The following is a 23,810-nucleotide window of genomic DNA, read 5'->3' as shown; positions in this document are numbered from 1 at the left end:
GGCGTCCGGCGGCTGATTGCCAGTAGCGCCTGCGGTTATCCGGCCAGCCCTGCCAGCGCATTTTTTCACGCCTGCTTTTCTGCCGTGTCGTCTACGCTTCTTTTTTCAGTTCTGGTCACGTCACGTTGCCGGACGGCTCGATAAAGGAGAAGCGCATGAAACAAACCGTAGCGGCACTGGTCGCTAAAACGCTGGAAAGCGCAGGTGTAAAACGCATCTGGGGCGTCACCGGGGACTCCCTGAACGGCCTGAGCGACAGCCTGAATCGCATGGGCACCATCGAATGGATGCCTACACGTCATGAAGAGGTCGCCGCCTTTGCGGCCGGTGCGGAAGCGCATATCAGCGGAGAACTGGCGGTCTGTGCCGGCTCCTGCGGGCCGGGTAACCTGCATCTGATCAACGGTTTGTTCGACTGCCACCGCAATCGCGTGCCGGTCCTGGCGATCGCGGCACACATCCCCTCCAGCGAGATCGGCAGCGGCTATTTCCAGGAAACGCATCCTCAGGAGCTGTTCCGTGAGTGCAGCCACTACTGTGAACTGGTGTCGAACCCGGAGCAGCTACCGCAGGTGCTGGGTATCGCGATGCGAAAGGCGATCCTGAATCGCGGGGTCTCTGTGGTGGTACTGCCAGGGGATATCGCCCTGCAGCTGGCGCCGGAAAGCGCCCGCGCGGAGTGGTATCCGCCGCAATTGCCGCAGGTCCTGCCCCAGCCCGCCGAACTGGCGCAGCTGGCCAAGACGCTGAACGAAGCCTCAGAGATTACTCTCCTGTGCGGCAGTGGCTGTGCCGGAGCGCATCAGGAAGTGGTCGCGCTGGCTGAGGCGCTGCAGGCACCGATCGTTCATGCGCTGCGCGGGAAAGAGCATATCGAATATGACAACCCCTATGATGTGGGCATGACCGGCCTGATCGGCTTCTCATCCGGCTTTCACGCCATGATGAACGCCAGCACGCTGGTGCTGCTGGGCACCCAGTTTCCCTATCGCGCCTTCTATCCGGAAAAGGCGCGGATTATCCAGATCGACATCAACCCTGGCAGCCTGGGGTCGCACTGTCACGTCGACCAGGCCTATGTCGGCGATGTGAAAAGCACGCTGCAGGCGCTGCTCCCTCAGCTGACGCCGAAAAGCGACAGCCGCCATCTCGACAGCGCGGTGAAGCACTACGGCGAGGCGCGTAAAAGTCTGGACGAGCTGGCGCAGCCCAACGATAAGCAGGCGATCCATCCGCAATATCTGGCCCAGCAGATCAGCCACTACGCCAGCGACGACGCCATTTTTACCTGCGACGTCGGCACCCCGACCGTCTGGGCGGCGCGCTATCTGAAGATGAACGGCAGACGCCGCCTACTGGGTTCGTTTAACCACGGCTCGATGGCGAATGCGATGCCGCAGGCGCTGGGGGCGCAGTCGATCGATCGCGATCGTCAGGTCGTCGCGCTGTGCGGCGACGGCGGCTTCAGTATGCTGATGGGCGATTTTATCTCGCTGGCGCAGCTGAACATGCCGGTGAAGATCGTGATCTTCAACAACAGCGTGCTGGGCTTCGTGGCGATGGAGATGAAGGCGGGCGGCTATCTGACCGACGGCACGGAGCTAAGTAATCCCGATTTCGCCGCTATCGCCAGGGCCTGTGGCATCCGGGGGATCCGCGTGGAAAAAGCGTCGGATCTCAACGGCGCGCTGGAAGAGGCCTTTGCCCATGACGGCCCGGTGCTGGTGGATGTCATCACCGCCAAAGAGGAGCTGGCGATGCCGCCGCAGATCAAGCTGGAGCAGGCCAAAGGCTTCAGCCTCTATATGCTGCGCGCCATTATGAATGGCCGTGGCGACGAGGTGGTAGAACTGGCGAAAACCAACTGGCTGCGGTAAAACAGAGAGGCCATCAGGGCGGGCGCGAGGCCCGCCTTTTTTTTCCGCCACGTTCAGGAGCATAAGGTGATCGATTTACGCAGTGATACCGTGACCCGGCCCAGCGCCGCCATGTTAAGCGCCATGATGTCTGCCGAAACCGGTGATGACGTCTATCGTGACGACCCTACCGTGAATGCGCTGGAGGCGGAAGCGGCACGGCTGAGCGGCAAAGCTGCCGCGCTGTTTTTTCCGACCGGCACCCAGGCCAACCTGGTGGCGCTGCTGAGTCACTGCGAACGGGGCGATGAATATATCGTGGGCCAGCAGGCGCACAACTACAAATATGAGGCGGGCGGTGCGGCGGTGCTGGGCAGCATTCAGCCACAGCCTGTGCTGGCCGCGGAGGATGGCACACTGCCGCTCGACGTGGTGGCGGCTGCCATCAAGCCGGACGATATTCACTTTGCCCGCACCCGTCTGCTGAGCCTGGAGAACACCCATCACGGCAAGGTCCTGCCGCTGGCCTATCTGGAGCAGGCGTGGGCTTTTACCCGCCAGCATCAGCTGGCGCTGCATATTGATGGCGCGCGCATTTTCAACGCGGTGGTCGCTCAGCAGACTACGCTGGCGGCGATCGCGCGTTACTGCGACACCCTGACCATCTGTCTCTCCAAGGGGCTCGGCACACCGGCTGGCTCCCTGCTGTGTGGCGACACGGCGCTGATTGAGCGCGCCCGTCGCTGGCGCAAAATGACCGGTGGCGGCATGCGCCAGGCGGGTATCCTGGCGGCCGCCGGTCTCTACGCGTTCGGGCACAATGTGGCGCGTCTGCAGGAGGATCATGACAATGCCGCCTGGCTGGGCGAGCAGTTACAGGCGCTGGGTGTCAGCGTCATCGATCAGCAGACCAACATGCTGTTTGTAGCGGTGCCGGAAGATCAGGTCAGCGCCCTGGGTGACTGGATGAAAGCGCACGGCGTGTTAATCAGTGTCGGCACCCGCACCCGGCTGGTCACTCATCTGGATGTGGACCGGGCGGCGCTGACGCAGGTTGTCGCCCACTGGAAGGCTTTCCTGCAGCAGCGCTAACCGCACTACTCCGCCGCGCCAAACTTCTCCAGCAGCGCGGCGGCGATCGCAGCAGTTTCTGCGTCCGGCAGACCGCGATAATCCGCAGGCCGGAAATGCATCTGAAACGCGGCGATCACCTTCTGCGCCTCACGCGCGCTCATCCCGGCGGAAGCCGGATAGCCATAGCGTTGCAGGCGCGCCAGTAAGGCGTCAGCCGGCACCGCGGCATGCGGATCCTGCCCGGCCAGATAAAAGGCGACCCGGCTGGCGTCGGGCCAGGCACCGATGCCGTGCTGCGCCAGCTGCTGCCAGGGAAACAGCGGTCCCGGATCCTGCTTGCGCTGCGGCGCTATATCACTGTGGCCGACAATGTTTTCCGCCCCGATACCGTAGCGCTGCGTAATGTCGCGCAGCAGCGCCTCCAGCGCGGCGATCTGCGCAGCGGTAAAGGGCTGCCACTCCAGACCCGTCAGGGTCCGGCGATAGCCCCGGTTGACCAGCTCAATGCCAATCGAGGTGTCATTGATGCGGGTGGCCCCGCGCCAGAAGCTGGGACCGGCGTGCCACGCGAGCTGCTGCTCCGGCACCAGCTGCCAGATGATCCCTTTTCCGGCGCGCTGCGGCGGATTACGCGGGATAAGATAGTGGGCGCTGACCTCACGATCGGTGAGAGTTGCCAGCGATGAGGAGAAATCCTCAGCGGTATAGTGAACCACAATCACTTTCACCCGCGGCCGCGCCCCCTGGGCCGGATAACGCTGATCGGCCCAGTAGCCTTCACGGGATTCCATTCCGGCGTGGCAGCCTGCCAGCAGCAGCGCCAGTATCAGCAGCAGGCCGCGTTTCAACGGATAATCACCGCCGTTCCGGTAACGCTGACCATCAGCATGCTGCCCTCTTTGCCCACCGTTTCGTAGTCGATATCAATACCGACCACCGCATTTGCGCCCAGCGATTTAGCCTGCTGCTCCAGCTCCTCAAAGGCGATCTCCCGCGCTTTGCGCAGCTCCTTCTCATAGGCACCGGAACGGCCACCGACCACGTCGCGGATGCCCGCAAAGAAATCGCGGAAGATATTGGCACCCAGAATCGCTTCACCGGTGACCACACCGCAATATTCGCTGATGCTGTGACCTTCCAGCGTGGGGGTTGTTGAAAATTTCATCCTATTCTCCTCGTTGAAAACCGGACCAGGGCTCTTTCGACTAAAAAGCACGACTATACTCTATGCTAAAAAGGGCACCTTGCCAGAGAACCATAAGGAAATCGAGATGAGAAACAATGCGTTTGCGCTCCTGATCCCAGCGGCGCTGCTGCTCAGCGCCTGTACGACCGTTGAGCCCGTGACAAAGGATAATGGCCCGCGTACCGCACCCTGCATCGAAGGCGGTCCTGACCAGGTGGCCCAGCAGTTTTACGATCTGCGTATCGCGCAGCCTGTCCAGGGGGTGCCTGACAGCAACACCCTGGCAAAATATCGCCCTTACCTGAGTGATGCGCTCTACCACTCGCTGCAGACCGCCAGCAGTGGCACCGTGGGCGCACAGTGGCGCAACGGCGATCTCTTCTCCAGCCTGTCACAGGGTCCGACGGCGGCCAGTGTGGCTGACGCCTCTACGATCCCGAACCGCGATGCGCGCAATATCCTGTTGCGGGTCGATCTGAGCCGTGACGGTAAAAAGTGGCAGGATGAAGTGCTGATGATCCACCAGGGCAGTTGCTGGGTCGTGGATGACGTGCGCTATATGGCTAATCCTGCTCACGCCACCGGCGGCAGCCTGAGCCAGATGCTTGAGCAGGCGAAAAAATAATCTCCGGCCTGACGCTCAGAAAAGCGCAGCTGCCCTCCGGCACTGCGCTTTTTTTGTGTCTGTCATCCGTCGGCGGCCCCGCCATGGCGTCAGACAGCGCACGATATTGTGCTAAACTTTAGGTGTTCAGGACTGTTTTACAAATTTTAACCCACCTTATTTGCATAACTATTCTGGTGACGTTAAAATCCGCGACACTAATAGCTATTCAAATCTGGCGCATGAGTATTCAACTAAACGCAATAAACTGCTTCTACGGTGCTCATCAGGCGCTGTTCGACATCAACCTTGAGTGTCCGCAAGGCGAAACGCTTGTGCTGCTGGGTCCCAGCGGTGCCGGGAAGAGCTCCCTGTTACGGGTGCTTAACCTGCTGGAGCAGCCCCGTTCAGGTCAGTTGCAGATTGCCGGCAATCAGTTTGATTTCAGCCAGAAACCCTCTGACGCCGCGATCCGCGAACTGCGGCAGAATGTCGGCATGGTGTTTCAGCAATACAATCTCTGGCCGCACCTCACCGTGCTGCAGAACCTGATCGAAGCGCCCTGCCGGGTCCTGGGTCTCAGTAAAGGTGAGGCCCGCGCCCGCGCCGACAAGCTGCTCGATCGTCTGCGTCTGACCCCTTACAGCGATCGTTTTCCGCTGCACCTCTCGGGTGGTCAGCAGCAGCGTGTGGCGATTGCCCGCGCACTGATGATGGAGCCGCAGGTGCTGCTGTTCGACGAGCCGACCGCCGCGCTGGACCCTGAAATTACCGCACAGATTGTCAGTATCATTCGCGAGCTGGCCCAGACCCGTATTACCCAGGTGATCGTAACCCATGAGGTGGAAGTGGCCCGCAAAACGGCCAGCCGCGTCGTCTATATGGAGAACGGTCATATTGTGGAACAGGGCGATGCCAGCCGTTTTACACAGCCGCAAACCGAGGCGTTTGCTCACTATCTTTCGCACTAAGTCAGGATGCTAAAAATGAAAAAAATGGTACTTGCTGCACTGCTTGCTGGTTTCAGCCTGAGCGCCACAGCGGCGCAGACGATTCGTTTTGCGACCGAAGCCTCCTATCCTCCTTTTGAGTTCGTGGACGCTGACAACAAGATTCAGGGTTTTGATGTCGATCTGGCCAATGCGCTCTGTAAAGAGATCGACGCCACCTGTACCTTCACCAACCAGGCGTTCGACAGCCTGATCCCAAGCCTGAAATTCCGCCGCTTCGATGCGGTGATGGCGGGCATGGATATCACCCCGGATCGCGAAAAGCAGGTGCTGTTCACTAAACCTTATTACGACAACTCGGCGCTGTTTGTGGCACAGAAAGGCAAAGTCGCCAGCGTTGACGCGCTGAAAGGCAAGCGTGTCGGTGTGCAGAACGGCACCACGCATCAGAAATACCTGACGGACAAACACAGCGAGATCACCATCGTTCCTTACGACAGCTATCAGAATGCGGTGCTGGATCTGAAAAATGGCCGTATCGACGCGGTATTTGGTGACACCGCCGTGGTCAACGAGTGGCTGAAGAAGAACCCTGCGCTGGCCGCCGTTGGCGACAAAGTGACGGATAAAGCCTACTTTGGCACCGGCCTGGGTATTGCGGTCCGTACCGGTAACACCGATCTGCAGACGAAATTCAATGGCGCGCTGGATAAGATCAAAGCCGACGGAACCTACAAAACCATCTACAGCAAATGGTTCCAGCAGTAATTCCTGATGAATGAAATGATGACCCTCGCAAGCGCCGCCGGTATGACCGTCGGCCTTGCTGTTTGTGCTCTCATCGCTGGCCTGGTGCTGGCGATGATTTTCGCTGGCTGGGAGTCGCTGCGCCTGAAACCGCTGGCGTGGGCAGGCACCGGACTGGTGACGCTGATCCGCGGCCTGCCGGAAATCCTGGTGGTGCTGTTTATCTATTTCGGTGCCTCGCAGCTTCTGCTCACGCTCTCCGACGGCTTCACGCTCAACTTCGGGCTGTTTCAGCTGCCGGTTCAGATGCAGATCGAAAACTTCGATGTCAGTCCCTTCCTGTGCGGTGTGATTGCGCTGGCGATGCTCTATGCGGCCTATGCTTCGCAGACCCTGCGCGGTGCCCTGAAAGCGGTGCCGGTGGGACAGTGGGAGTCGGGTCAGGCGCTGGGCATGAAGAAGTCGGCCATCTTTATGCGACTGATTATGCCGCAGATGTGGCGTCACGCCCTGCCCGGTCTGGGCAATCAGTGGCTGGTGCTGCTCAAGGATACCGCGCTGGTGTCGCTGATCAGCGTGAATGACCTGATGCTGCAGACCAAAAGTATCGCGACCCGCACCCAGGAGCCCTTTACCTGGTTTCTGGTGGCCGCTGCGATCTATTTAGTGATTACCCTGTTAAGCCAGGCGGTGCTGCGTCGCATCGAACTGCGCACGACGCGCTTTGAACGGGGGAACAGCTGATGCTCGCCTATCTGCCCGAACTCCTGAAAGGCCTGCACACCAGTCTGACGCTGACAGCCGCCTCGCTGATCGTCGCCCTGCTGCTTGCGCTGCTTTTCACCGTGGTACTGTCCCTGAAAACGCCGCTGTTTTCGCCGCTGGTCAAAGGCTTTATCACGCTGTTTACCGGCACGCCGCTGCTGGTGCAGATCTTCCTGATCTACTACGGGCCGGGACAATTCCCCTCGCTGCAGCAGGTGCCGTGGCTGTGGCACTTACTGTCGCAGCCGTGGCTCTGTGCCATGCTGGCACTGTCGCTCAACAGTGCCGCCTACACCACGCAGCTCTTTTACGGAGCCGTGCGCGCCATTCCGGCCGGACAGTGGCAGTCGTGCGCGGCGCTCGGCATGAGCCGCAAAGATACGCTGCGCATTCTGCTGCCCTATGCATTTAAACGCGCCCTCTCCTCCTACTCCAATGAGGTGGTGCTGGTGTTTAAGGGCACCTCGCTGGCCTACACCATCACACTGATGGAAGTCATGGGCCACGGTCAGCTGCTCTATGGCCGCACCTATGACATCACGGTCTATGCCGCAGCAGGTCTGATCTATCTCTGCGTTAACGGCTTGCTGACGCTGATGATGCGACTGATCGAGAAGCGCGCCCTGGCGTTTGAACGTCGTCACTGACAGGCGGGCGGGATCCCCCGCCCTTTTCGCCTGAAAAATCACACCAATTGCATAGAAATTCATTTTATGGCAGGGTATCGCCTTCTCTGGCTGACCTCATCACAGGACTCATAAAATGAAAAAATGGATTATCGCCGCCGCACTGGTTTCCCTTGCTATCAGCGCCCAGGCCGCCGAAAAAATTCGCTTTGCCGCTTCAGCGACCTATCCGCCTTTTGAATCGCTGGACCAGGAGAATAACCTGGTGGGATTCGACATCGATCTGGCCAAAGCCCTGTGTCAGCAGATGAAGGCGGAGTGCTCCTTTACCAACAACGCCTTCGACAGCCTGATCCCGTCACTCAAGTTCCGCCGTTATGACGCGGTGATCTCCGGCATGGATATTACCGCCGAGCGCAGCAAGCAGGTCGATTTTACCCAGCCCTATTACGCGAACTCCGCCATCGTGATTGCCCCCAAAGATAAATTCAGCAGCTTCGCTGACCTGAAAGGCAAGCGTATCGGCGTTGAGAACGGTACTACCCACCAGAAGTACCTGCAGGATAAGCATCCTGAAGTGAAAGTCGTGGCGTATGACAGCTATCAGAATGCGATTCTGGATATGAAGAGTGGCCGGCTGGATGGCGTATTTGGCGACAGCGCAGTCGTGAATCAGTGGCTGAAGAGCAACCCGGAGCTTGCCACAGTCGGCGATCATGTGACCGATGCAGACTATTTCGGCACCGGCCTGGGTATCGCCGTGCGCAAAGGCAACACCGCGCTGCTTAATGAGTTCAATCAGGCGCTGGCTGAGCTGAAAACCAGCGGTCGCTGGCAGCAGCTTAATCAGAAGTGGTTCCCGGAGTAATGTCAGGCCGCGCCCCATGCGGGCGCATGGCCGGCTCAGTGCTGACGGCGGGTTAACAGCGTCAGCACTTCAAAATGGGCGGTATGCGGAAACATATCGAACAGCTGCACCCTGGTTATCTCATAGGCGTCCAGCCGGGCAATGTCCTGCGCCATCGTCTGCGGATTGCAGCTCGAATAGAGCAGATAATCCGGGGCCATCTGGCTCAGATAGTGACACAGCGCCTCACCAATCCCGCGACGAGGCGGATTCACCAGCACCAGCTCAGGCACCGCATCACGCGTGGTCGCAAACGCTGTGGAGTCCAGCGCCGCAAACTGCACCTTTTCCAGCCCCAGCATCTCAGCGGAACGCCGGGCGCATTTGATCGCCTCGGCGCTAATCTCAATACCGGTCAGCGTCATCTCCGGTGTCGCACAGTGCAGACCGAAACCGCCCACGCCGCAGAAGAGATCCCACATGCTGCTGACCGGCAGCGCCCGCACCCAGTCACGCGCGGTGGCATAGAGGGCGCTCGCCACCTGCGGGTTGGTCTGAAAGAAGCTCTGCGGCCGGATCCAGAGCGGCACGCCGTTGAAGTTCTCCGGCAGCGCCTGAGCGGGCGTCAGCGCAATCTCCTCATCCCCTTCCAGAATCGCCATATGCACCGGCTGAATATTGGCCGAGATCACCGTCAGCTGTGGCAGCTGCTGCTGCAGCCACGGCAGCGCGGCGCGCAGCTGGTCCAGTTTGGCGGCCGAACGCAGAACGAAGCGCAGCATCACGCCCCCCTGCTGACTTTCGGTGATCAGCAGGAACTTCAGTTCGCCGCGTCTGCGTGCCACGTTATAGGGTGTCAGCCCGGCCCGGGCGATAAACGGCTTCAGCGCCGCAAAAAGTGGCTGAAAGGAGGCGGGATAGAGCGGACATTCGCAGAGGTCAACGGCCTCGCCATCGGGCCGGACCAGACCCAGCACCGGCCGCTCGACGCTGCCGCTGACCACCATCTTGGCTTTATTGCGAAACGCCTGCTGCGGGGACGCCACCGGCGGCAGCCAGGCCGCGACCGGCTGCCCGGCCAGTAGCTGCGCCAGGATTGCCTGTTTGTCGCTCAGCTGCGTGGGATAGGGTTTTTCCAGCCACTGACAGGAGCGGCAACGGTTAGCGTCATAAAGTGCGCAGTGCATGGTAAAGCCTTAAAGATCGGGTCGGGCGGAGCGCGATTCTATCACCGCTTTCCGAAAAATGCGCGGCTGCTGGCGGGCAGAAACAGCAGCATCAGCACCAGCAGATCGGGGATTTTCTGCGCCAGCGTGTGGTGGATGATCTGGACGTTATTGTCGCCATGAATACTGAATATCTCCGGATAGATCCCACCCAGCGAGGCAAACAGCATGTAGATCAGCACAATCACCTGGGTCGCCACATAGCCCCAGCGTCCACGGTTACTGCCGCGCATCAGGGTAAAGGCGCAGCGCAGCTCAAACAGGAAGATCAGCTGGCTGGCAATAAAGATCAGGGTTGCGTCCCAGGACTGGGCGCTGCGGTGCACAAAGTTGGCGAGTTCGCTGTAGCCCAGCTCGTTTGCCAGCATCAGAACGCTCAGGCAGCGGGTCGCAATAATCGCAATGCCCGCTACCGTCACCGGCACCGGCGCGCTGTCCAGCGTAACGCTGCTTTTGAAGATGTCTGACATAGTCCCTGGCTCCACCGGATCAAAAAACGGGCCGGTTAAACCGGCCCGTTCATATAGTGGCAAAGGTTAGCCATTTCAGCCACGTTTAGCTTTCTGAATATCGCTTAAACGTTGCTTTTCTTCGTGTGCCATAAACCGCCAGGCGATAAAACCGACAAGGCCGACCACAAACAGGATCAGGGAAGCCAGGGCATTGATTTCCGGGTTAACGCCGCGTCGCACGGTGGCGAAGATTGCCATCGGCAGCGTGGTCGCCCCCGGCCCGGTGACAAAGCTGGCGATAACCAGATCGTCGAGCGACAGGGTAAACGCCAGCAGCCAGCCGGTGACAATCGCCGGGGCAATCATGGGCACCGTTATCACGAAAAAGACCTTCAGCGGGGTGGCACCCAGATCCATCGCCGCCTCCTCAATTGAGCGGTCCAGCTCACGCAGACGCGAGTTGATCACCACCGCCACATACGCCGTACAGAAGGTGACGTGCGCCAGCCAGATGGTCAGCATACCGCGTTCAGACGGCCAGCCAAAAGCGTTACCCATCGCGACAAACAGCAGCAGCAGCGACAGGCCGGTGATGACGTCGGGCATCACCAGCGGCGCGGTCAGCATAAAGGCAAAGCCGTTGTGCCCGCGAAAGCGGCCAAAGCGCACGATGATCACCGCCGCCAGTGTGCCGAGCACCACCGCCATCGTCGCGGAAAGCCCGGCGATGCTCAGGCTCAGCAGCACCGCATCGATCATCGCGCTGTCCTGGAACAGCACCTTATACCAGTGGAACGAGAAGCTCTCCCACACGGTCACCAGCGGTGAGCTGTTGAAGGAGTAGACCACCAGCAGCAGCATCGGCGCATAGAGAAACAGAAAACAGCAGGCCAGGATGGCGGTCCGCCAGGGTGAGCGGATGGTGGGCAGATTAGTCATGCCTTCTCTCCCATTTCACGGTTTTGATGCTTGTGGAACCAGATAATCGGCAGAATCAGGATGAGCAGAATGATCACCGCCAGCGCCGAGGCCACCGGCCAGTCGCGGTTGTTAAAGAACTCCTGCCACAGGATACGGCCAATCATGATACTGTCCGGCCCGCCCAGCAGTTCCGGGATCACGTACTCCCCCACCGCTGGAATAAACACCAGCATCGAGCCGGCAATAATACCGCCTTTGGTCAGCGGCACGATCACGCTGAAGAAGGTCTTCAGCGGGCGCGCACCCAGATCCAGCGACGCCTCCACCAGCGAGTAGTCGATGCGGGTCAGCGCGGTGTAGATCGGCAGCACCATAAACGGCAGATAGCAGTAGACGATACCGATGTAGACTGCGGTGTTGGTGTAGAGGATCACCAGCGGATGGTCGATCACGCCAAGCCACATCAGGAAGCGGTTCAGAATCCCGTTGTTATTCAGCAGCCCCATCCAGGCGTAGACGCGCACCAGAAAGGAGGTCCACGACGGCAGGATCACCAGCAGCAGCAGAATGGTACGCATCGACGGCTTGCTGTGCGCCACCGCCCAGGCGAGCGGATAGCCAATCAGCAGGCAGATTACCGTGGAGATCGCCGCCACTTTCAGCGACTGCAGATAGGCGTCGATATAGAGCGGATCGTCAGTCAGCGTCAGATAGTTGCCGAAATTCAGCACGATGCTGAACTGGTCGTCGGCCCAGCTCACCAGCTCGGTGTACGGGGGAATCGCTCGCGCAATGTCGGCGAAGCTGATTTTCAGCACCGTCAGAAACGGCAGCAGAAACAGCAGCACCAGCCAGACATAAGGCAGGGCGATGACCAGTTTGCGGCCATGCTGCATTTTAACCCGCGTGGCCCAGCGCTGCAGCGGCGTGCCAACCAGGCGGGCAGGCGCTTTGGCGCGTTGAAAAATCTGGCTCATAGCCGCTCCTTAAACCGTCAACACCACGCAGCTGTCGCTTTCCCAGCAGAGACGTACTTCATCTCCCCAGGTCGGCAACCCTTTGCGATAGCGATGCGCGTTCTGCAACTGTGCGCTGATCATCTGTCCGCTGTGCAGACGAACATGGTAGATGGAAAGATCGCCGAGATAGGCGATATGCACCACTTCACCCACCGCAAAGTTACAGCCGTCGGCAGGCACCTCTTCGCACAGCATCACTTTTTCCGGCCGCAGTGCGACATGCACCGGCACGTTATCCACCACGGAGACATCGGAATCGACCTTCAGCGGATGCATCAGGCCGGGACTGTCGATCACCAGGCCATCCGCCTGACGTTCGCGCAGTAAGCCTTCGAAGACGTTCACGGAGCCGATGAACTCCGCACTGTAGCGGCTGGTCGGATGCTCATAGATCTCCTCCGGCTCGCCAATCTGCACGAACTTACCGCGATTCATAATCGCGATGCGGCCTGCCATCGTCATCGCCTCTTCCTGGTCATGGGTCACCATCACGCAGGTAGCGCCGACGCGCTCCAGAATATCGACCACTTCGAGCTGCATCCGGTCACGCAGTTTTTTATCCAGCGCGCCCATGGGTTCATCCAGCAGCAGCAGCTTAGGGCGTTTCGCCAGGCTGCGGGCCAGCGCCACACGCTGACGCTGTCCGCCGGAGAGCTGATGCGGTTTACGTTTCGCATACTCCTGCATGTGCACCAGCGCCAGCATTTCGGCGACGCGGCTGGCGATCTCCCCTTTCGGCAGCCGATCCTGCTTCAGACCAAAGGCGATATTCTGCTCCACGGTCATGTGGGGAAACAGGGCGTAGGACTGAAACATCATGTTAATCGGGCGCTGATAGGGCGCCACATGCGACAGATCCTGACCATCCAGCACAATCTGACCGCTGGTGGGCGGTTCAAAACCGGCCAGCATGCGCAGCAGGGTCGATTTTCCGCAGCCCGAGGCACCCAGCAGCGCGAAAATCTCACCTTTGTAGATGGTCAGGCTGACATCATCCACAGCGTGCTGGCCGTCAAAGGATTTGGTCAGGTTGCGAATTTCCAGCAGGGGCGTTAATGCCTTTGCGGTTTTATGGTGAGGACGGGGAATAGCATCGTTCACAAAGGGTTCTCTCCGGAGCCAGGCGGAACATGGCGGCAAAATCCGCCGCTAAAAATGGCACAACAGAGGCCGACACTGCGCCTCTGTTGCTGATGCGTGACAGGTCAATCCGCTCGGGACGAACTACTTACCACTTTTTACTTTAGTCCATGCGCGCGTACGCACACGATCCAGTTTTGGATCCTGGACTTTCAGCACAAACAATTTCGACATCGCTTCCGGCGTCGGGAAGATACCCGGATTGTTGCGGATGTCGGCGTTGATCAGCGGCAGCGAGGCTTTGTTGCCGTTGGCATAGTTCATTTTGTTAGAGACATCAGCGATCACTTTCGGATCCATGATGTAGTTGAGCCAGGCGTAGGCACCGTCCAGATTTTTCGCATCTTTCGGGATCGCCATCATGTCGAAGAAGGCCAGCGCCCCCTCTTTCGGCACGCTGTAACCCAGATGCACACCGTTTTTCGCGGCATCGGCACGGTTTTTCGCCTGCAGAATATCGCCTGACCAGCCGATCGCTACGCAGATGTTGCCGTTCGCCAGATCGTTAATGTACTGCGACGAATGGAAATAGCGGATATTCGGACGCAGCTTCAGCAGCAGATCCGTGGCCGCACCAGAATACTCTTTCGCATCGGAAGTGTTCGGATCTTTGCCGAGATAGTTGAGCACCGTAGCAAAGATCTCCTCTGGCGCATCCAGGAAGGAGACACCACAGCTTTTCAGCTTCTCCAGGTTTTCCGGCTTCAGCACCAGATCCCAGCTGTTGACCGGTGCATCCGCGCCCAGCGCGGCTTTCACCTTGTCGATGTTGTAGCCGATGCCGGTGGTGCCCCACAGATAAGGAATGGCATATTTGTTACCCGGATCGTGCTGCGCGACTTTTTCCATCAGCGCCGGATCGAGGTTTTTGTAGTTCGGCAGTTTGCTCTTATCCAGCGGCTGGAAGACGCCAGACTGCAGCTGACGCGCCAGGAAGCTGGAGGATGGCACCACCACATCGTAGCCGGTGCTGCCCGCCATGAGTTTGCCTTCCAGCACTTCGTTGGAGTCAAACACATCGTAGACCACTTTAATACCGGACTGCTTTTCGAAGTTCGGCACCGTGTCTGGCGAGATATAGTCGGACCAGTTGTAGACATGCAGCGTTTTATCTTCCGCCATGCTGCTGGCCGAGGTGGCCATCAGCGCAGCAGCTACCACAGCTGACAGCCATTTCTGACGTGAGTTGAACATATTTTCCATCCTCCTGAGCGGGTCATTACAACGCTGCAAATCAGAGATCCCTGCATTGCGTTCTGTACAAGACGTCAGTGACACAATGAATCATTATTCAGCGGGAGTTTAATAGCAAAAACCTATAGCCGGGGCGAAGTTACGCGCCTGTTACAGCCCCGCAAGCATAGCCCCCCCGGTCTGGCTGTACCAGACCCCAGCGTAAAAAACGCCTGAAACCGATATTTTATGCATGTTTGAGCTATGAGGTTCGGCTTTGATGGCATAAACCACGACAAATATCTGGCATTAAAGGGCAAAATGCAGAATAAAAAAAGGCGACGGCGGGCGGCGGGTATAAAAAAGCCGTCTCGTGGACGGCTGAGTGGATGACAGTGTCAGGCTTAGTGCAGCACGGAATGGACGCTGGTCACCGGAACGTGCTCCTCTTCTTCGCCGACAATCAGCAGATTGTTGGCAAAGGCTTCCAGGATCACCATAGAGATCTGCTCTTCGCTCTGTTTCATAAAGTGCGAGAACTGACCAAAGGTCAATCCGGCAGTCGTGACCATAGACTGACAGACAATGAGCTTCGGCAGATTGTCATCCTGAATGTCGATAAACGCTTTTACCGTCAGTGAACTGGCGTTGATTTGCGACAAATCGCCGACCAGCGGGATCAGCGCCGTCGGTTTCACTTCCGCCAGCGCCGAAAAGAGAATGACGTTGTCGACCAGATCGATTTTGGCGTCAAACACCCCATCGAAGTTTTGCATGTGTGGCAGATGAAGTGCCTGACAGGCATCGCATTCGAACCAGGTGATATTTTGCTGATCCAGCCAGCGACGCAACAGGTCGATATCCGGAACGACAAGAGAATCCATCGTAAAATCTCAGTGGGGTGATAAACAGGCGACTTAGCTTACGGAAAAATGCACGACGATGCCACGAAAACTACTGAAAAGCGCGTGTCAGCCAGCGGTTTTAGGACGGAGCCCGGGGATGGCCTGCTGCTCAATATGCGCAATCATCAGGCCGGCGATGTTCAGCTCACAGCAGTGCTCAATGCCTTCCAGACCAGGCGAAGCGTTAACTTCCATCACCAGCGGGCCACGACGGGCGCGCAGAATATCGACGCCCGCCACTTCCAGCCCGAGCGTTGCCGCCGCCTGCACGGCGATCTGCCGCTCCTGCTGCGTGATCGTTACCGGATGCGCCGTGCCACCACGATGCAGGTTTGAGCGAAAATCGCCCTCTTTCGCCACCCGTTCGATGGCGGCCACCACCTGATTGCCGATCACCAGACAGCGGATATCGCGCCCTTCAGCTTCTTTGATAAATTCCTGCACCAGGATATGCGCATTCAGGCCGCGAAAGGCATCGATTACGCTCTCCGCCGCCTGGCGGGTTTCCGCCAGTACGACGCCGATGCCCTGCGTGCCTTCGACCAGTTTAACCACCAGCGGCGCCCCGCCCACCATCGCGATCAGATCGTGGGTGTCATCGGGTGAAGAGGCAAAGCCGGTGACCGGCATGTCGATCCCCTCCCGCGCCAGCAGCTGAAGCGAGCGCAGCTTATCGCGGGTACGGGTAATGGCGGCGGACTCATTAAGCGGATAGCTGCCGCACATCTCAAACTGCCGCAGCACCGCCGCACCATAAAAGGTAATGGCGTTACCGATACGCGGGATCACCGCATCAAAATGGGCCAGCGGTTCACCCCGGTAGTGAACCGCCGGAGAGGCCGGGTTGATATTCATATAACAGGAGAGCGGATCAATGATCTGCACAGCATGGCCGCGCGCCGCCGCCTCGTCACGCAGTCGCCGACTGGAGTAGAGCGTCTCATCGCGTGACAGAATGGCTATCTTCATCTCCGCTCTCCGTTTCAGACTTAACGTGTGGCCCAGCCTTGCTGATGCAGATAATCCAGCATGAACGGGCGCGTCTCTTTGATAATCAGGCGCTGGATCAGCTCGCTCCAGGTTTCGCTACGCTGGTTACTGTCGCGCTGCTGATAGTAGAGTTCGGTGCGGCTATCGTATTCTGCCAGCACCGCCGGATCCAGCGGATGATAGCGGTTCTCATGCACCAGCATCGCGTGCGGCATACGCGGTTTGACGTCCGGTTTTGACTCCGGATGACCCAGGCAGAAGCCAAACAGCGGCAGAACAAATTTTGGCAGACCCAGCAGTTCGGTTACTTCCGCGATACTGTTGCGGATCCCGCCGATAAAGACGCCACCCAGCTCCAGGGATTCGGCGGCGACCATCGCATTCTGCGCCATCAGCGCGGTGTCCACGCAGCCCAGCAGCAGCTGCTCGGCACGGCCCAGCTGCGCATCCGGACAGATCTGCAGGTGACGATTGAAGTCAGCGCAGAAGATCCAGAACTCCGCCGCGTCCGCCACCCAGGTCTGGCCGCCGGTCAGGGGCACCAGCTTGTCGCGCAGGGCCTTATCGGTGATACGGACGATGGAAGAACACTGTAAAAAACTGGAGGTGGAGGCCGATTGCGCCGCAGTAATGATCGCCTCACGCTGCGCGTCGCTGACCGGCTGGTCAGTAAACGCACGAATAGAACGGTGGCTACACAGTAAATCGATGGTCGGTGTCATAAAATCTCCAGCAATATTATCTTTTTTTATCAATCTGATTGAACAGCTGTGGAGCGATCGCTTTCGCGGTGCGCCACATTAACAGCCAGGCCGCGGGCAGCATCAGGAGCACGCCAGCCATAAACAGCACGGTGGCCAGCGTTCCGGCATCCATCTGACCGGGCAGCGGCAGCCAGTGATTGATCAGCAGCAGCGCGCCCAGGATGAGCAGGCCGCCAGCCGCCTCCAGCAGCAGCACAACACGCGGTAATCGGGCTACACTCTGCATCACAACCTCCTGCCTTCGCGGGTGACTGAGCGTCAATTATGGTCAACAACCCAAAAATTGCGCGGGATACGCCGCGCCGCGGGACGAAAAAGCATCAGATTCAGACGCTTCCTGATCGCACGGTCATAGCGAGCGGGCATCAGACTAACAGGCAATTCCTGCTTTCTTTAAGCGATACGAGCGGGCATCATGGTTGCCATTCTCTGTTTTGTTGTGTGATACCCATCACATAATAGCCGCTGTAAGGAGTTCTCAATGATTGCTGTAATTTTTGGCCGTCCCGGCTGTCCCTACTGTGTCCGTGCTCATGAACTGGCCGATAAACTGACGGCTGAACGTGATGATTTCAGCTACCAGTATGTTGATATTCAGGCGGAAGGCATCACCAAAGCCGATCTGGAAGCAAGCGCCGGTAAACCGGTCAGCACCGTGCCGCAGATTTTTGTGGATGAGAAGCATATCGGTGGCTATACCGAGTTTGCCGCCTGGACCAAAGAAAATCTGGGCTTTGTCGCGTAAGCCGTGATCTCAGAAACAGAAAAGGCGAGGCAGGAAATCCTGTCTCGCCTTTTTCTTTGGCCGCCGGAAATGAGCGGCAGCGATTAATGCAGTGACGCCATCACGATCTGCATCAGCCGTACCAGCAGAGCACCGCAGCCCGCCCAGAAGAGTGCACTCAGGCACCAGGCGAGCACAAAGAGTGGGCTGCTGTGAACAAACAGGCTGTTATTTAACAGCAGTGCGCCCAGCAACGTTCCCCACAACCCCATCATCAGCGTGCTTTTTAACGGGCTTTCCACCTGCAGCAGGGCCATTACAATGCCGGGTAACATAAAAAGCAGAAGTTCGGGCTGACCCCGAAGCGGGCCGGGACCGACCTGCCAGAAATGACAGGTAAAGACAAACACCAGACTGTACAGCACCACGCCGCACAGGCGGGTAGTCCAGAGATAAGAACGCTGCGGCATATCACCCCACTGAGTAAAAGTAATTCTGACAATAACCTGCTTGTTAACCCTGATGCGTTCAGATGGAAATAAAAAGAAACAGTTCGCCGTGGCAACGAAAAGAAAGAGCCAATGGCTGAGGATGATATTTGTGATTAGAATAGCGCCGCACTCAAGGTTCCCTTTGCAGTGCTGATACAACGGTTCCTCAACGGCCTGCTCACGATAGCGAAAAACAGGCCACTCTTCAACAGGTTACATGTAAACAAGAAGTTAAACAGTGAATATTAACGTCGCAGGATTGTTAAGCGGAAACGACATTTTGTTATTATTTGTCGTTTTAGCGCTCGGCCTCTGTCTGGGTAAGTTGCGCCTTGGTTCGGTTCAGCTGGGAAATTCAATTGGGGTATTAGTGGTTTCCCTGTTATTAGGCCAGCAGCACTTCACCATCAATACGGATGCCCTGAGTCTGGGCTTTATGCTGTTTATTTTTTGTGTAGGTGTGGAAGCCGGCCCTAACTTTTTTTCTATTTTCTTTCGCGACGGCAAAAACTATTTCATGCTCGCCATCGTCATGGTGGTCAGCGCGCTATTACTGGCGCTGGGACTGGGCAAACTTTTTGGCTGGGATATCGGCCTCACCGCGGGGATGCTGGCCGGGTCGATGACCTCTACGCCGGTGCTGGTCGGGGCGGGCGACACCCTGCGACAGAGCATCGGCGATCCGAAACAGCTCGGCATGATGCAGGATCAGCTGAGTCTCGGCTATGCCGTGACCTATCTGATCGGGCTGGTTAGCCTGATATTCGGCGCGCGCTACCTGCCCCGCCTGCAACATCAGGATCTCCCGACCTGCGCCCAGCAGATTGCCCGTGAGCGTGGCCTGGATGCCGACAGCCAGCGCAAAGTCTTCCTGCCGGTGATCCGCGCTTATCGTGTCGGCCCGGAGCTGGTGGCGTGGAGCGGCGGCAAAAACCTGCGCGAGCTGGGTATCTATCGTCAGACCGGCTGCTACATTGAGCGCATCCGCCGCAACGGGATTCTTGCCAGCCCCGACGGAGATGCGGTGTTGCAGCTCGGCGATGATATTTCGCTGGTCGGTTATCCCGATGCCCACGCCCGGCTTGACCCCAGCTTCCGCAACGGCAAAGAGGTGTTCGACCGCGACCTGCTGGATATGCGCATCGTCACCGAAGAGATCGTGGTGAAGAACCACAATGCGGTGAACAAGCGCCTGAGCAAGTTAAATCTCACCGATCACGGCTGCTTCCTGAACCGGGTTATCCGCAGTCAGATTGAGATGCCGATTGACGACAGCATCATGCTCAACAAAGGGGATGTGCTGCAGGTCAGCGGCGAGGCGCGACGGGTGAAAAGCGTGGCCGATCGCATCGGCTTTATCGCCATTCACAGTCAGATGACCGATCTGCTGGCCTTCTGCGCCTTCTTTATTGTCGGGCTGATGATTGGGCTGATTACGTTCCAGTTCAGCAACTTCAGTTTTGGTATCGGCAACGCGGCGGGCCTGCTGTTCGCCGGGATCATGCTCGGCTTCCTGCGCGCCAACCATCCGACCTTTGGCTATATTCCGCAGGGCGCCCTGACGATGGTTAAAGAGTTCGGCCTGATGGTATTTATGGCGGGCGTCGGCCTGAGTGCCGGCAGCGGCATTAATCACGGCATCAGCAGCGACGGTGCGCTGATGCTGCTGTGCGGGCTGCTGGTCAGCCTGGTGCCGGTGATCATCTGCTATCTGTTTGGGGCCTACGTGCTGCGGATGAACCGCGCCCTGCTGTTCGGCGCTATCATGGGCGCACGCACCTGCGCGCCCGCTATGGAGATCATCAGCGACACGGCGCGCAGTAATATTCCGGCGCTGGGCTATGCCGGAACCTATGCCATCGCCAACGTGTTACTGACGCTGGCAGGCACGCTGATTGTGATTATCTGGCCGATATTGCCCTTATAAAATTATTTTGACGGCGTCCAGAACTTTATTGTTAAGCCGCAGTCATAATAAGTGCCACTGCTTTTCTTTGAAAATCCCCAAATTGTGGAGCCCGCTGGTCTTTTTCCCGGCGGGTTTTTTTATGGCTTTTTTTCGCCGCCAGCCTGCGCTGACGCCGCCTGCTCCTCATCTTACTGTCTCTGAACCGTCATAAAACTTAAACCATTCCACAACTTCCCCCCAGATTAAGAGCCTTTCTATGGACGAACTGCGCCGTTAAAAGCAGGATGGATCGCTGTTTGATTAGCAATTTGTGCTGATTAATTGGGGGAGCGCGCTGTCGCCGATCGTTTTTGCCGTGGTTATCGGGCGGGCCGACGCCATGTCGTCCGCTGTCGTTAACCGCACTGCCTGCTGAGGAATTTATCCCGAAATGGAAGAGCTGAATCACGCCCTGTTTACTGCCATCAACGCCACACCAGCATCGCCTGCCTGGTTACTGCACCTGGCGACCTTTATTGCCAAAGATCTGATCGCTATCGTTCCGCTGTTAATCGTGGCGATGTGGCTCTGGGGCCCGCGCGATCAGGTCTCTTCACAGCGGGTGCTGGTCCTGAAAACCGGTATGGCGCTGATCTATGCGCTGGCAATCTCCTGGTGTGTCGGCCAGCTGTTACCGCATCCCCGCCCTTTCGCCATTGGTTTCGGTTATCAGTTCCTGCATCACGCTGCCGATGACTCCTATCCCAGCGATCACGGCACCACCATCTTTACCTTTGCGCTGGCCTTTATCTTCTGGCATCGCCTCTGGTCAGGTGTAGTGCTGATGGTGGTGGGTTGCGCGATCGCCTGGTCGCGGGTCTATCTGGGCGTGCACTGGCCAATGGATATGCTGGGCGGCTTCCTGGTGGGTCTGCTGAGCTGTCTGGCTTCGCATCTGGCGTGGCAGTTCTACGGCGAACGCCTGCTGGCGGTGATCAACCCGCTCTATCGGGCGCTGTTTGCCGTGCCGATTCGCAAAGGCTGGACGCAGAATTAAGAAAGGGACGCGATAGCGTCCCCCTGGATTGTCGGGAAAAGGGGCGTCATCTGGCGGTAAGGTGACGCCCGCACCGGAAATGGGATCAGGCTGGAAGGAGGCGAAAGTGCTGTTACTGTCGCAGGCCGCTTTCCTCATCTGACCCGATTACCTGCATAATAAACGCCTGCGCTGTTACCAGATTCTGATCGGGAAATTACACCGGTGCAGGGACGCCTCAGCGTCCCTGTTCACTTATGAGAACCACTTCCCGAACCAGCCGTTGAACTTCATCATCACGAAGTCAAACATCCGGCTGAAGAACCCCCCTTCCTGCACATCCTGCATCACCACCAGCGGCCGCTGTTCGATCGTCTTCCCATCCAGCTGGAAATCGATGGTGCCGACCACCTGATTTTTCTTCAGCGGCGCTTCCAGCTGCGGCGTAGTGAGTTTGTAGCTTGCCTTGAGGTTCTTCATCTGCCCTTTCGGGATGGTCAGCGCGGCATCTTTCGCCACGCCCAGATTGACCTGGCTGCGATCGCCGAACCAGACCCGCTGCTGCGCAAAAGGCGCATCGGCCTTAATCGGCGTCACGGTTTCATAGAAACGGAAGCCCCACGTCAGCAGCTTTTCGCTCTCCCGGAAGCGGATTGCATCGCTGGCGGTGCCCAGCACCACCGAGATCAGACGCATGTCGCCTTCGGTGGCCGACGCCACCAGGTTATTGCCCGCGCCGGAAGTATGCCCGGTTTTGACACCATCCACGTTGAGGTTGGTGCTCCACAGCAGGCGGTTACGGTTAATCTGGCGGATTTTGTTGAAAGTAAACTCTTTCTCTTTGTTCAGCGCATACTCTTCGGGCACATCGCGGATCAGGGCCTGCGCAATCAGCGCCATGTCGCGCGCGGTGCTGTATTGCCCCTCGGCATCCAGACCGTGCACCGTCATAAAGTGGGTATTCTGCAGCCCCATCGCCTTCACGTAGTTATTCATCAGGCCGATAAAGGAGTCCTGGCTGCCCGCCACATAGTCCGCCAGCGCGATACAGGCGTCATTGCCGGACTGGATCACGATACCTTTATTCAGCTCGTGTACCGGGATGCGATCGCCCGGCTTGAGGAACATCAGCGAAGAGCCGCGCAGCTTAGGGTTGCCGGTAGCCCAGGCATCCTGACCGACGGTGACCATATCATCCGGCTTGATTTTGCCCGCCTTGATCGCCTGACCGACGACGTAGCTGGTCATCATTTTCGTCAGGCTGGCGGGGTCGAGGCGCTGATCGGCGCTCGATTCGGTTAACACTTTGCCGCTGGCGTAGTCCATCAGGATCCACGCCTTCGCGTCGATGCCTGGCGCGGCGGGGGCCTGCTCAGCAAATACGCTGACGGGGGCAAGGATCAGTATGGAGGTGGCAGCGAGGTGCCGGAGGCGAGATGTAAAGCGAGTGTTTGTCATGGGTTTGGCCGGATTGTCCTTGTTGAAACGAAATTCCCGAGGCAGAAAATTCTCACTCAAACGCTAACCGTTGGCGGCGGCGAAAAAAACCGTCGAATCGTAAAGTTTTTTAAAGTTCGGTCGAATCAGCCTGACAGGGTCGCCGCTGCAGGGTACTCAGCCACCATAGTAGCGCCATCAGAACTGCGTGAAATTCCGATTTTTCGCAGAAGAGTTAAGCCCGTCACAATTTTCGGCTAACCTGAAAGCCACTCAGCCGAGGAGACCGACCATGGACTTAGCCCTTTTTGATCTCGATGAAACCCTGATTTGTGAAGACAGCACCAGTCTGTGGCTGCGCTGGCTGGTCTCACAGGGTTTCGCCCCCAGCGAACTGATCGATCAGGAACAGGCATTAATGAGTCACTATTATGCCGGTACGCTGTCGATTGAAGAGTATATGAACACAACCCTCTCCCCGCTGGCCGGTATGGCAACGCTGACCGTCGAAGGCTGGGTGCGCCGCTTTATCCATCGTGACATCCTGCCCCGCGTCTTCCCTGCCGCCCGTGAACGGATTGAGTGGCATCGCGCGCGCGGTGACAGAGTGATGATCATCTCCGCCAGCGGTGAACATCTGGTGGTGCCGATTGCGGAGAAACTGGGTGCCTGCGGCGCGCTGGCGATTGGCGTGGAGATCGTCGACGAACGCTACAGCGGCAACACTTACGGCACTATGACCTACAAACAGGGCAAAGTGACGCGGCTGGGCGACTGGAAAGCGCTGCAGCAGGATGAGATCTTCGATCGCACCTGGGCCTACAGCGATTCGATGAACGATCTGCCGCTGCTGGAGCAGGCCGACCACGCCCATGTCATCAACCCGGATGAACAACTGCATCAGGAAGCCGTTAACCGCGGATGGCAGGTCTGCCACTGGTCGCGCTGACCTGAAGTCTGCACTGGCAAACGGTCCGGGCAGGAAGCGC

The 23,810-nt window shown here is 58.2% G+C and carries 26 protein-coding genes; 12 read left to right on the top strand and 14 right to left on the bottom strand.

The features are described from left to right. Window positions 1–155: 155 nt before the first annotated feature. Window positions 156–1,877 carry a ubiquinone-dependent pyruvate dehydrogenase gene (poxB, locus tag ACNY69_RS02360; protein ID WP_111141232.1) on the top strand — a complete coding sequence of 574 codons (1,722 nt, stop codon included), beginning with the start codon at window positions 156–158 and terminating at the stop codon, window positions 1,875–1,877. A gap of 66 nt (window positions 1,878–1,943) precedes the next feature. Further along, entirely contained in the window at window positions 1,944–2,948 is a 1,005-nt protein-coding gene (gene ltaE / locus ACNY69_RS02355) for a low-specificity L-threonine aldolase (RefSeq protein WP_293773866.1), read from the top strand. 5 nt (window positions 2,949–2,953) lie between these two features. On the opposite strand, the gene ACNY69_RS02350 is transcribed toward ltaE, so the two are convergent. Both ACNY69_RS02350 and ACNY69_RS02345 read right to left on the bottom strand, forming a co-directional pair. Next, window positions 2,954–3,778 (bottom strand): N-acetylmuramoyl-L-alanine amidase, encoded by an 825-nt coding sequence (locus ACNY69_RS02350; protein ID WP_418797247.1) that lies wholly within the window; start codon window positions 3,776–3,778, stop codon window positions 2,954–2,956. Beyond that, window positions 3,775–4,095, bottom strand: coding sequence for a heavy metal-binding domain-containing protein (locus ACNY69_RS02345; RefSeq protein ID WP_111141229.1), 321 nt, complete (start codon window positions 4,093–4,095; stop codon window positions 3,775–3,777). Before ACNY69_RS02345 ends, ACNY69_RS02350 begins: the two co-directional genes overlap by 4 nt. Before the next feature lie 106 nt (window positions 4,096–4,201). Between ACNY69_RS02345 and ACNY69_RS02340 the strand changes: the two genes are divergently transcribed. From ACNY69_RS02340 to ACNY69_RS02315, 6 genes are all read left to right on the top strand, one after another. Further along, the gene (locus ACNY69_RS02340; protein WP_418797246.1) at window positions 4,202–4,741 is read left to right on the top strand and encodes a lipoprotein; all 540 of its coding nucleotides are present in this window, start codon (window positions 4,202–4,204) and stop codon (window positions 4,739–4,741) included. Between the two features lie 221 nt (window positions 4,742–4,962). Continuing rightward, complete coding sequence (gene artP, locus ACNY69_RS02335) at window positions 4,963–5,691, top strand: arginine ABC transporter ATP-binding protein ArtP (protein WP_367396210.1); 729 nt, start codon at window positions 4,963–4,965, stop codon at window positions 5,689–5,691. A 15-nt stretch (window positions 5,692–5,706) separates the two neighbouring features. After that, entirely contained in the window at window positions 5,707–6,438 is a 732-nt protein-coding gene (artJ, locus tag ACNY69_RS02330; protein WP_111141226.1) for an arginine ABC transporter substrate-binding protein, read from the top strand. A gap of 6 nt (window positions 6,439–6,444) precedes the next feature. Next, complete coding sequence (gene artQ / locus ACNY69_RS02325) at window positions 6,445–7,161, top strand: arginine ABC transporter permease ArtQ (RefSeq protein ID WP_111141225.1); 717 nt, start codon at window positions 6,445–6,447, stop codon at window positions 7,159–7,161. Beyond that, the gene (gene artM / locus ACNY69_RS02320; protein ID WP_111141224.1) at window positions 7,161–7,829 is read left to right on the top strand and encodes an arginine ABC transporter permease ArtM; all 669 of its coding nucleotides are present in this window, start codon (window positions 7,161–7,163) and stop codon (window positions 7,827–7,829) included. The genes artQ and artM overlap by 1 nt, the downstream gene beginning before the upstream one ends. A 115-nt stretch (window positions 7,830–7,944) precedes the next feature. Further along, complete coding sequence (locus ACNY69_RS02315; RefSeq protein WP_111141223.1) at window positions 7,945–8,676, top strand: arginine ABC transporter substrate-binding protein; 732 nt, start codon at window positions 7,945–7,947, stop codon at window positions 8,674–8,676. A 35-nt stretch (window positions 8,677–8,711) separates the two neighbouring features. Here ACNY69_RS02315 and rlmC read toward each other — a convergent pair whose 3' ends face one another. The 10 genes from rlmC to ACNY69_RS02265 all read right to left on the bottom strand — a co-directional run bounded on the left by rlmC (window position 8,712) and on the right by ACNY69_RS02265 (window position 17,471). Continuing rightward, window positions 8,712–9,842 (bottom strand): 23S rRNA (uracil(747)-C(5))-methyltransferase RlmC, encoded by a 1,131-nt coding sequence (rlmC, locus tag ACNY69_RS02310; RefSeq protein WP_111141222.1) that lies wholly within the window; start codon window positions 9,840–9,842, stop codon window positions 8,712–8,714. 41 nt (window positions 9,843–9,883) lie between these two features. Beyond that, entirely contained in the window at window positions 9,884–10,351 is a 468-nt protein-coding gene (locus ACNY69_RS02305; protein ID WP_111141221.1) for a YbjO family protein, read from the bottom strand. A gap of 75 nt (window positions 10,352–10,426) precedes the next feature. Then, window positions 10,427–11,272, bottom strand: a complete 846-nt coding sequence (gene potI / locus ACNY69_RS02300; protein ID WP_111141220.1) for a putrescine ABC transporter permease PotI — start codon at window positions 11,270–11,272, stop codon at window positions 10,427–10,429. Further along, window positions 11,269–12,231, bottom strand: a complete 963-nt coding sequence (potH, locus tag ACNY69_RS02295) for a putrescine ABC transporter permease PotH (RefSeq protein WP_111141219.1) — start codon at window positions 12,229–12,231, stop codon at window positions 11,269–11,271. Before potH ends, potI begins: the two co-directional genes overlap by 4 nt. 9 nt (window positions 12,232–12,240) lie before the next feature. After that, window positions 12,241–13,374, bottom strand: coding sequence for a putrescine ABC transporter ATP-binding subunit PotG (gene potG, locus ACNY69_RS02290; RefSeq protein WP_111141218.1), 1,134 nt, complete (start codon window positions 13,372–13,374; stop codon window positions 12,241–12,243). Window positions 13,375–13,497: 123 nt separating this feature from the next. Further along, window positions 13,498–14,607: a spermidine/putrescine ABC transporter substrate-binding protein PotF gene (gene potF / locus ACNY69_RS02285; protein ID WP_111141237.1), complete on the bottom strand. Its 1,110-nt coding sequence runs from the start codon at window positions 14,605–14,607 to the stop codon at window positions 13,498–13,500. A 383-nt stretch (window positions 14,608–14,990) separates the two neighbouring features. Further along, window positions 14,991–15,470 (bottom strand): YbjN domain-containing protein, encoded by a 480-nt coding sequence (locus tag ACNY69_RS02280; RefSeq protein ID WP_111141217.1) that lies wholly within the window; start codon window positions 15,468–15,470, stop codon window positions 14,991–14,993. Window positions 15,471–15,557: 87 nt separating this feature from the next. Continuing rightward, window positions 15,558–16,460, bottom strand: coding sequence for a 30S ribosomal protein S6--L-glutamate ligase (rimK, locus tag ACNY69_RS02275; RefSeq protein WP_111141216.1), 903 nt, complete (start codon window positions 16,458–16,460; stop codon window positions 15,558–15,560). A 20-nt stretch (window positions 16,461–16,480) separates the two neighbouring features. Next, a complete protein-coding gene (gene nfsA / locus ACNY69_RS02270) occupies window positions 16,481–17,203 on the bottom strand; it encodes an oxygen-insensitive NADPH nitroreductase (RefSeq protein ID WP_111141215.1) in 723 nt (240 codons plus the stop codon). A gap of 16 nt (window positions 17,204–17,219) precedes the next feature. Further along, on the bottom strand, window positions 17,220–17,471 hold the full coding sequence (locus tag ACNY69_RS02265; RefSeq protein WP_293773851.1) for a DUF1418 family protein: 252 nt from the start codon (window positions 17,469–17,471) through the stop codon (window positions 17,220–17,222). 255 nt (window positions 17,472–17,726) lie between these two features. On the opposite strand from ACNY69_RS02265, the gene ACNY69_RS02260 reads away from it, so the two are divergent. Then, complete coding sequence (locus ACNY69_RS02260) at window positions 17,727–17,990, top strand: GrxA family glutaredoxin (RefSeq protein WP_111141213.1); 264 nt, start codon at window positions 17,727–17,729, stop codon at window positions 17,988–17,990. 83 nt (window positions 17,991–18,073) lie between these two features. Here the strand turns inward: ACNY69_RS02260 and ybjM are convergent, their stop codons facing one another. Next, complete coding sequence (ybjM, locus tag ACNY69_RS02255) at window positions 18,074–18,439, bottom strand: inner membrane protein YbjM (RefSeq protein WP_111141212.1); 366 nt, start codon at window positions 18,437–18,439, stop codon at window positions 18,074–18,076. Window positions 18,440–18,698: 259 nt separating this feature from the next. Here ybjM and ACNY69_RS02250 point away from each other — a divergent pair, with 259 nt between their 5' ends. Together ACNY69_RS02250 and ybjG are read left to right on the top strand one after the other, a co-directional pair. Further along, a complete protein-coding gene (locus ACNY69_RS02250; RefSeq protein WP_293773849.1) occupies window positions 18,699–20,387 on the top strand; it encodes an aspartate:alanine antiporter in 1,689 nt (562 codons plus the stop codon). Between the two features lie 412 nt (window positions 20,388–20,799). Beyond that, window positions 20,800–21,405 carry an undecaprenyl-diphosphate phosphatase gene (gene ybjG / locus ACNY69_RS02245; protein ID WP_111141210.1) on the top strand — a complete coding sequence of 202 codons (606 nt, stop codon included), beginning with the start codon at window positions 20,800–20,802 and terminating at the stop codon, window positions 21,403–21,405. 234 nt (window positions 21,406–21,639) lie between these two features. On the opposite strand, the gene ACNY69_RS02240 is transcribed toward ybjG, so the two are convergent. Beyond that, window positions 21,640–22,842 carry a serine hydrolase gene (locus ACNY69_RS02240; protein WP_111141209.1) on the bottom strand — a complete coding sequence of 401 codons (1,203 nt, stop codon included), beginning with the start codon at window positions 22,840–22,842 and terminating at the stop codon, window positions 21,640–21,642. Between the two features lie 271 nt (window positions 22,843–23,113). Between ACNY69_RS02240 and ACNY69_RS02235 the strand changes: the two genes are divergently transcribed. Further along, the gene (locus tag ACNY69_RS02235; RefSeq protein ID WP_293773845.1) at window positions 23,114–23,770 is read left to right on the top strand and encodes an HAD family hydrolase; all 657 of its coding nucleotides are present in this window, start codon (window positions 23,114–23,116) and stop codon (window positions 23,768–23,770) included. Window positions 23,771–23,810: the final 40 nt, after the last annotated feature.

Source organism: Pantoea graminicola, from assembly GCF_048452665.1.
Taxonomy (GTDB): domain Bacteria; phylum Pseudomonadota; class Gammaproteobacteria; order Enterobacterales; family Enterobacteriaceae; genus Pantoea.
The sequence above is the reverse complement of the archived record's forward strand: the minus strand, read 5'-3'. Positions and strand labels throughout refer to the sequence as shown.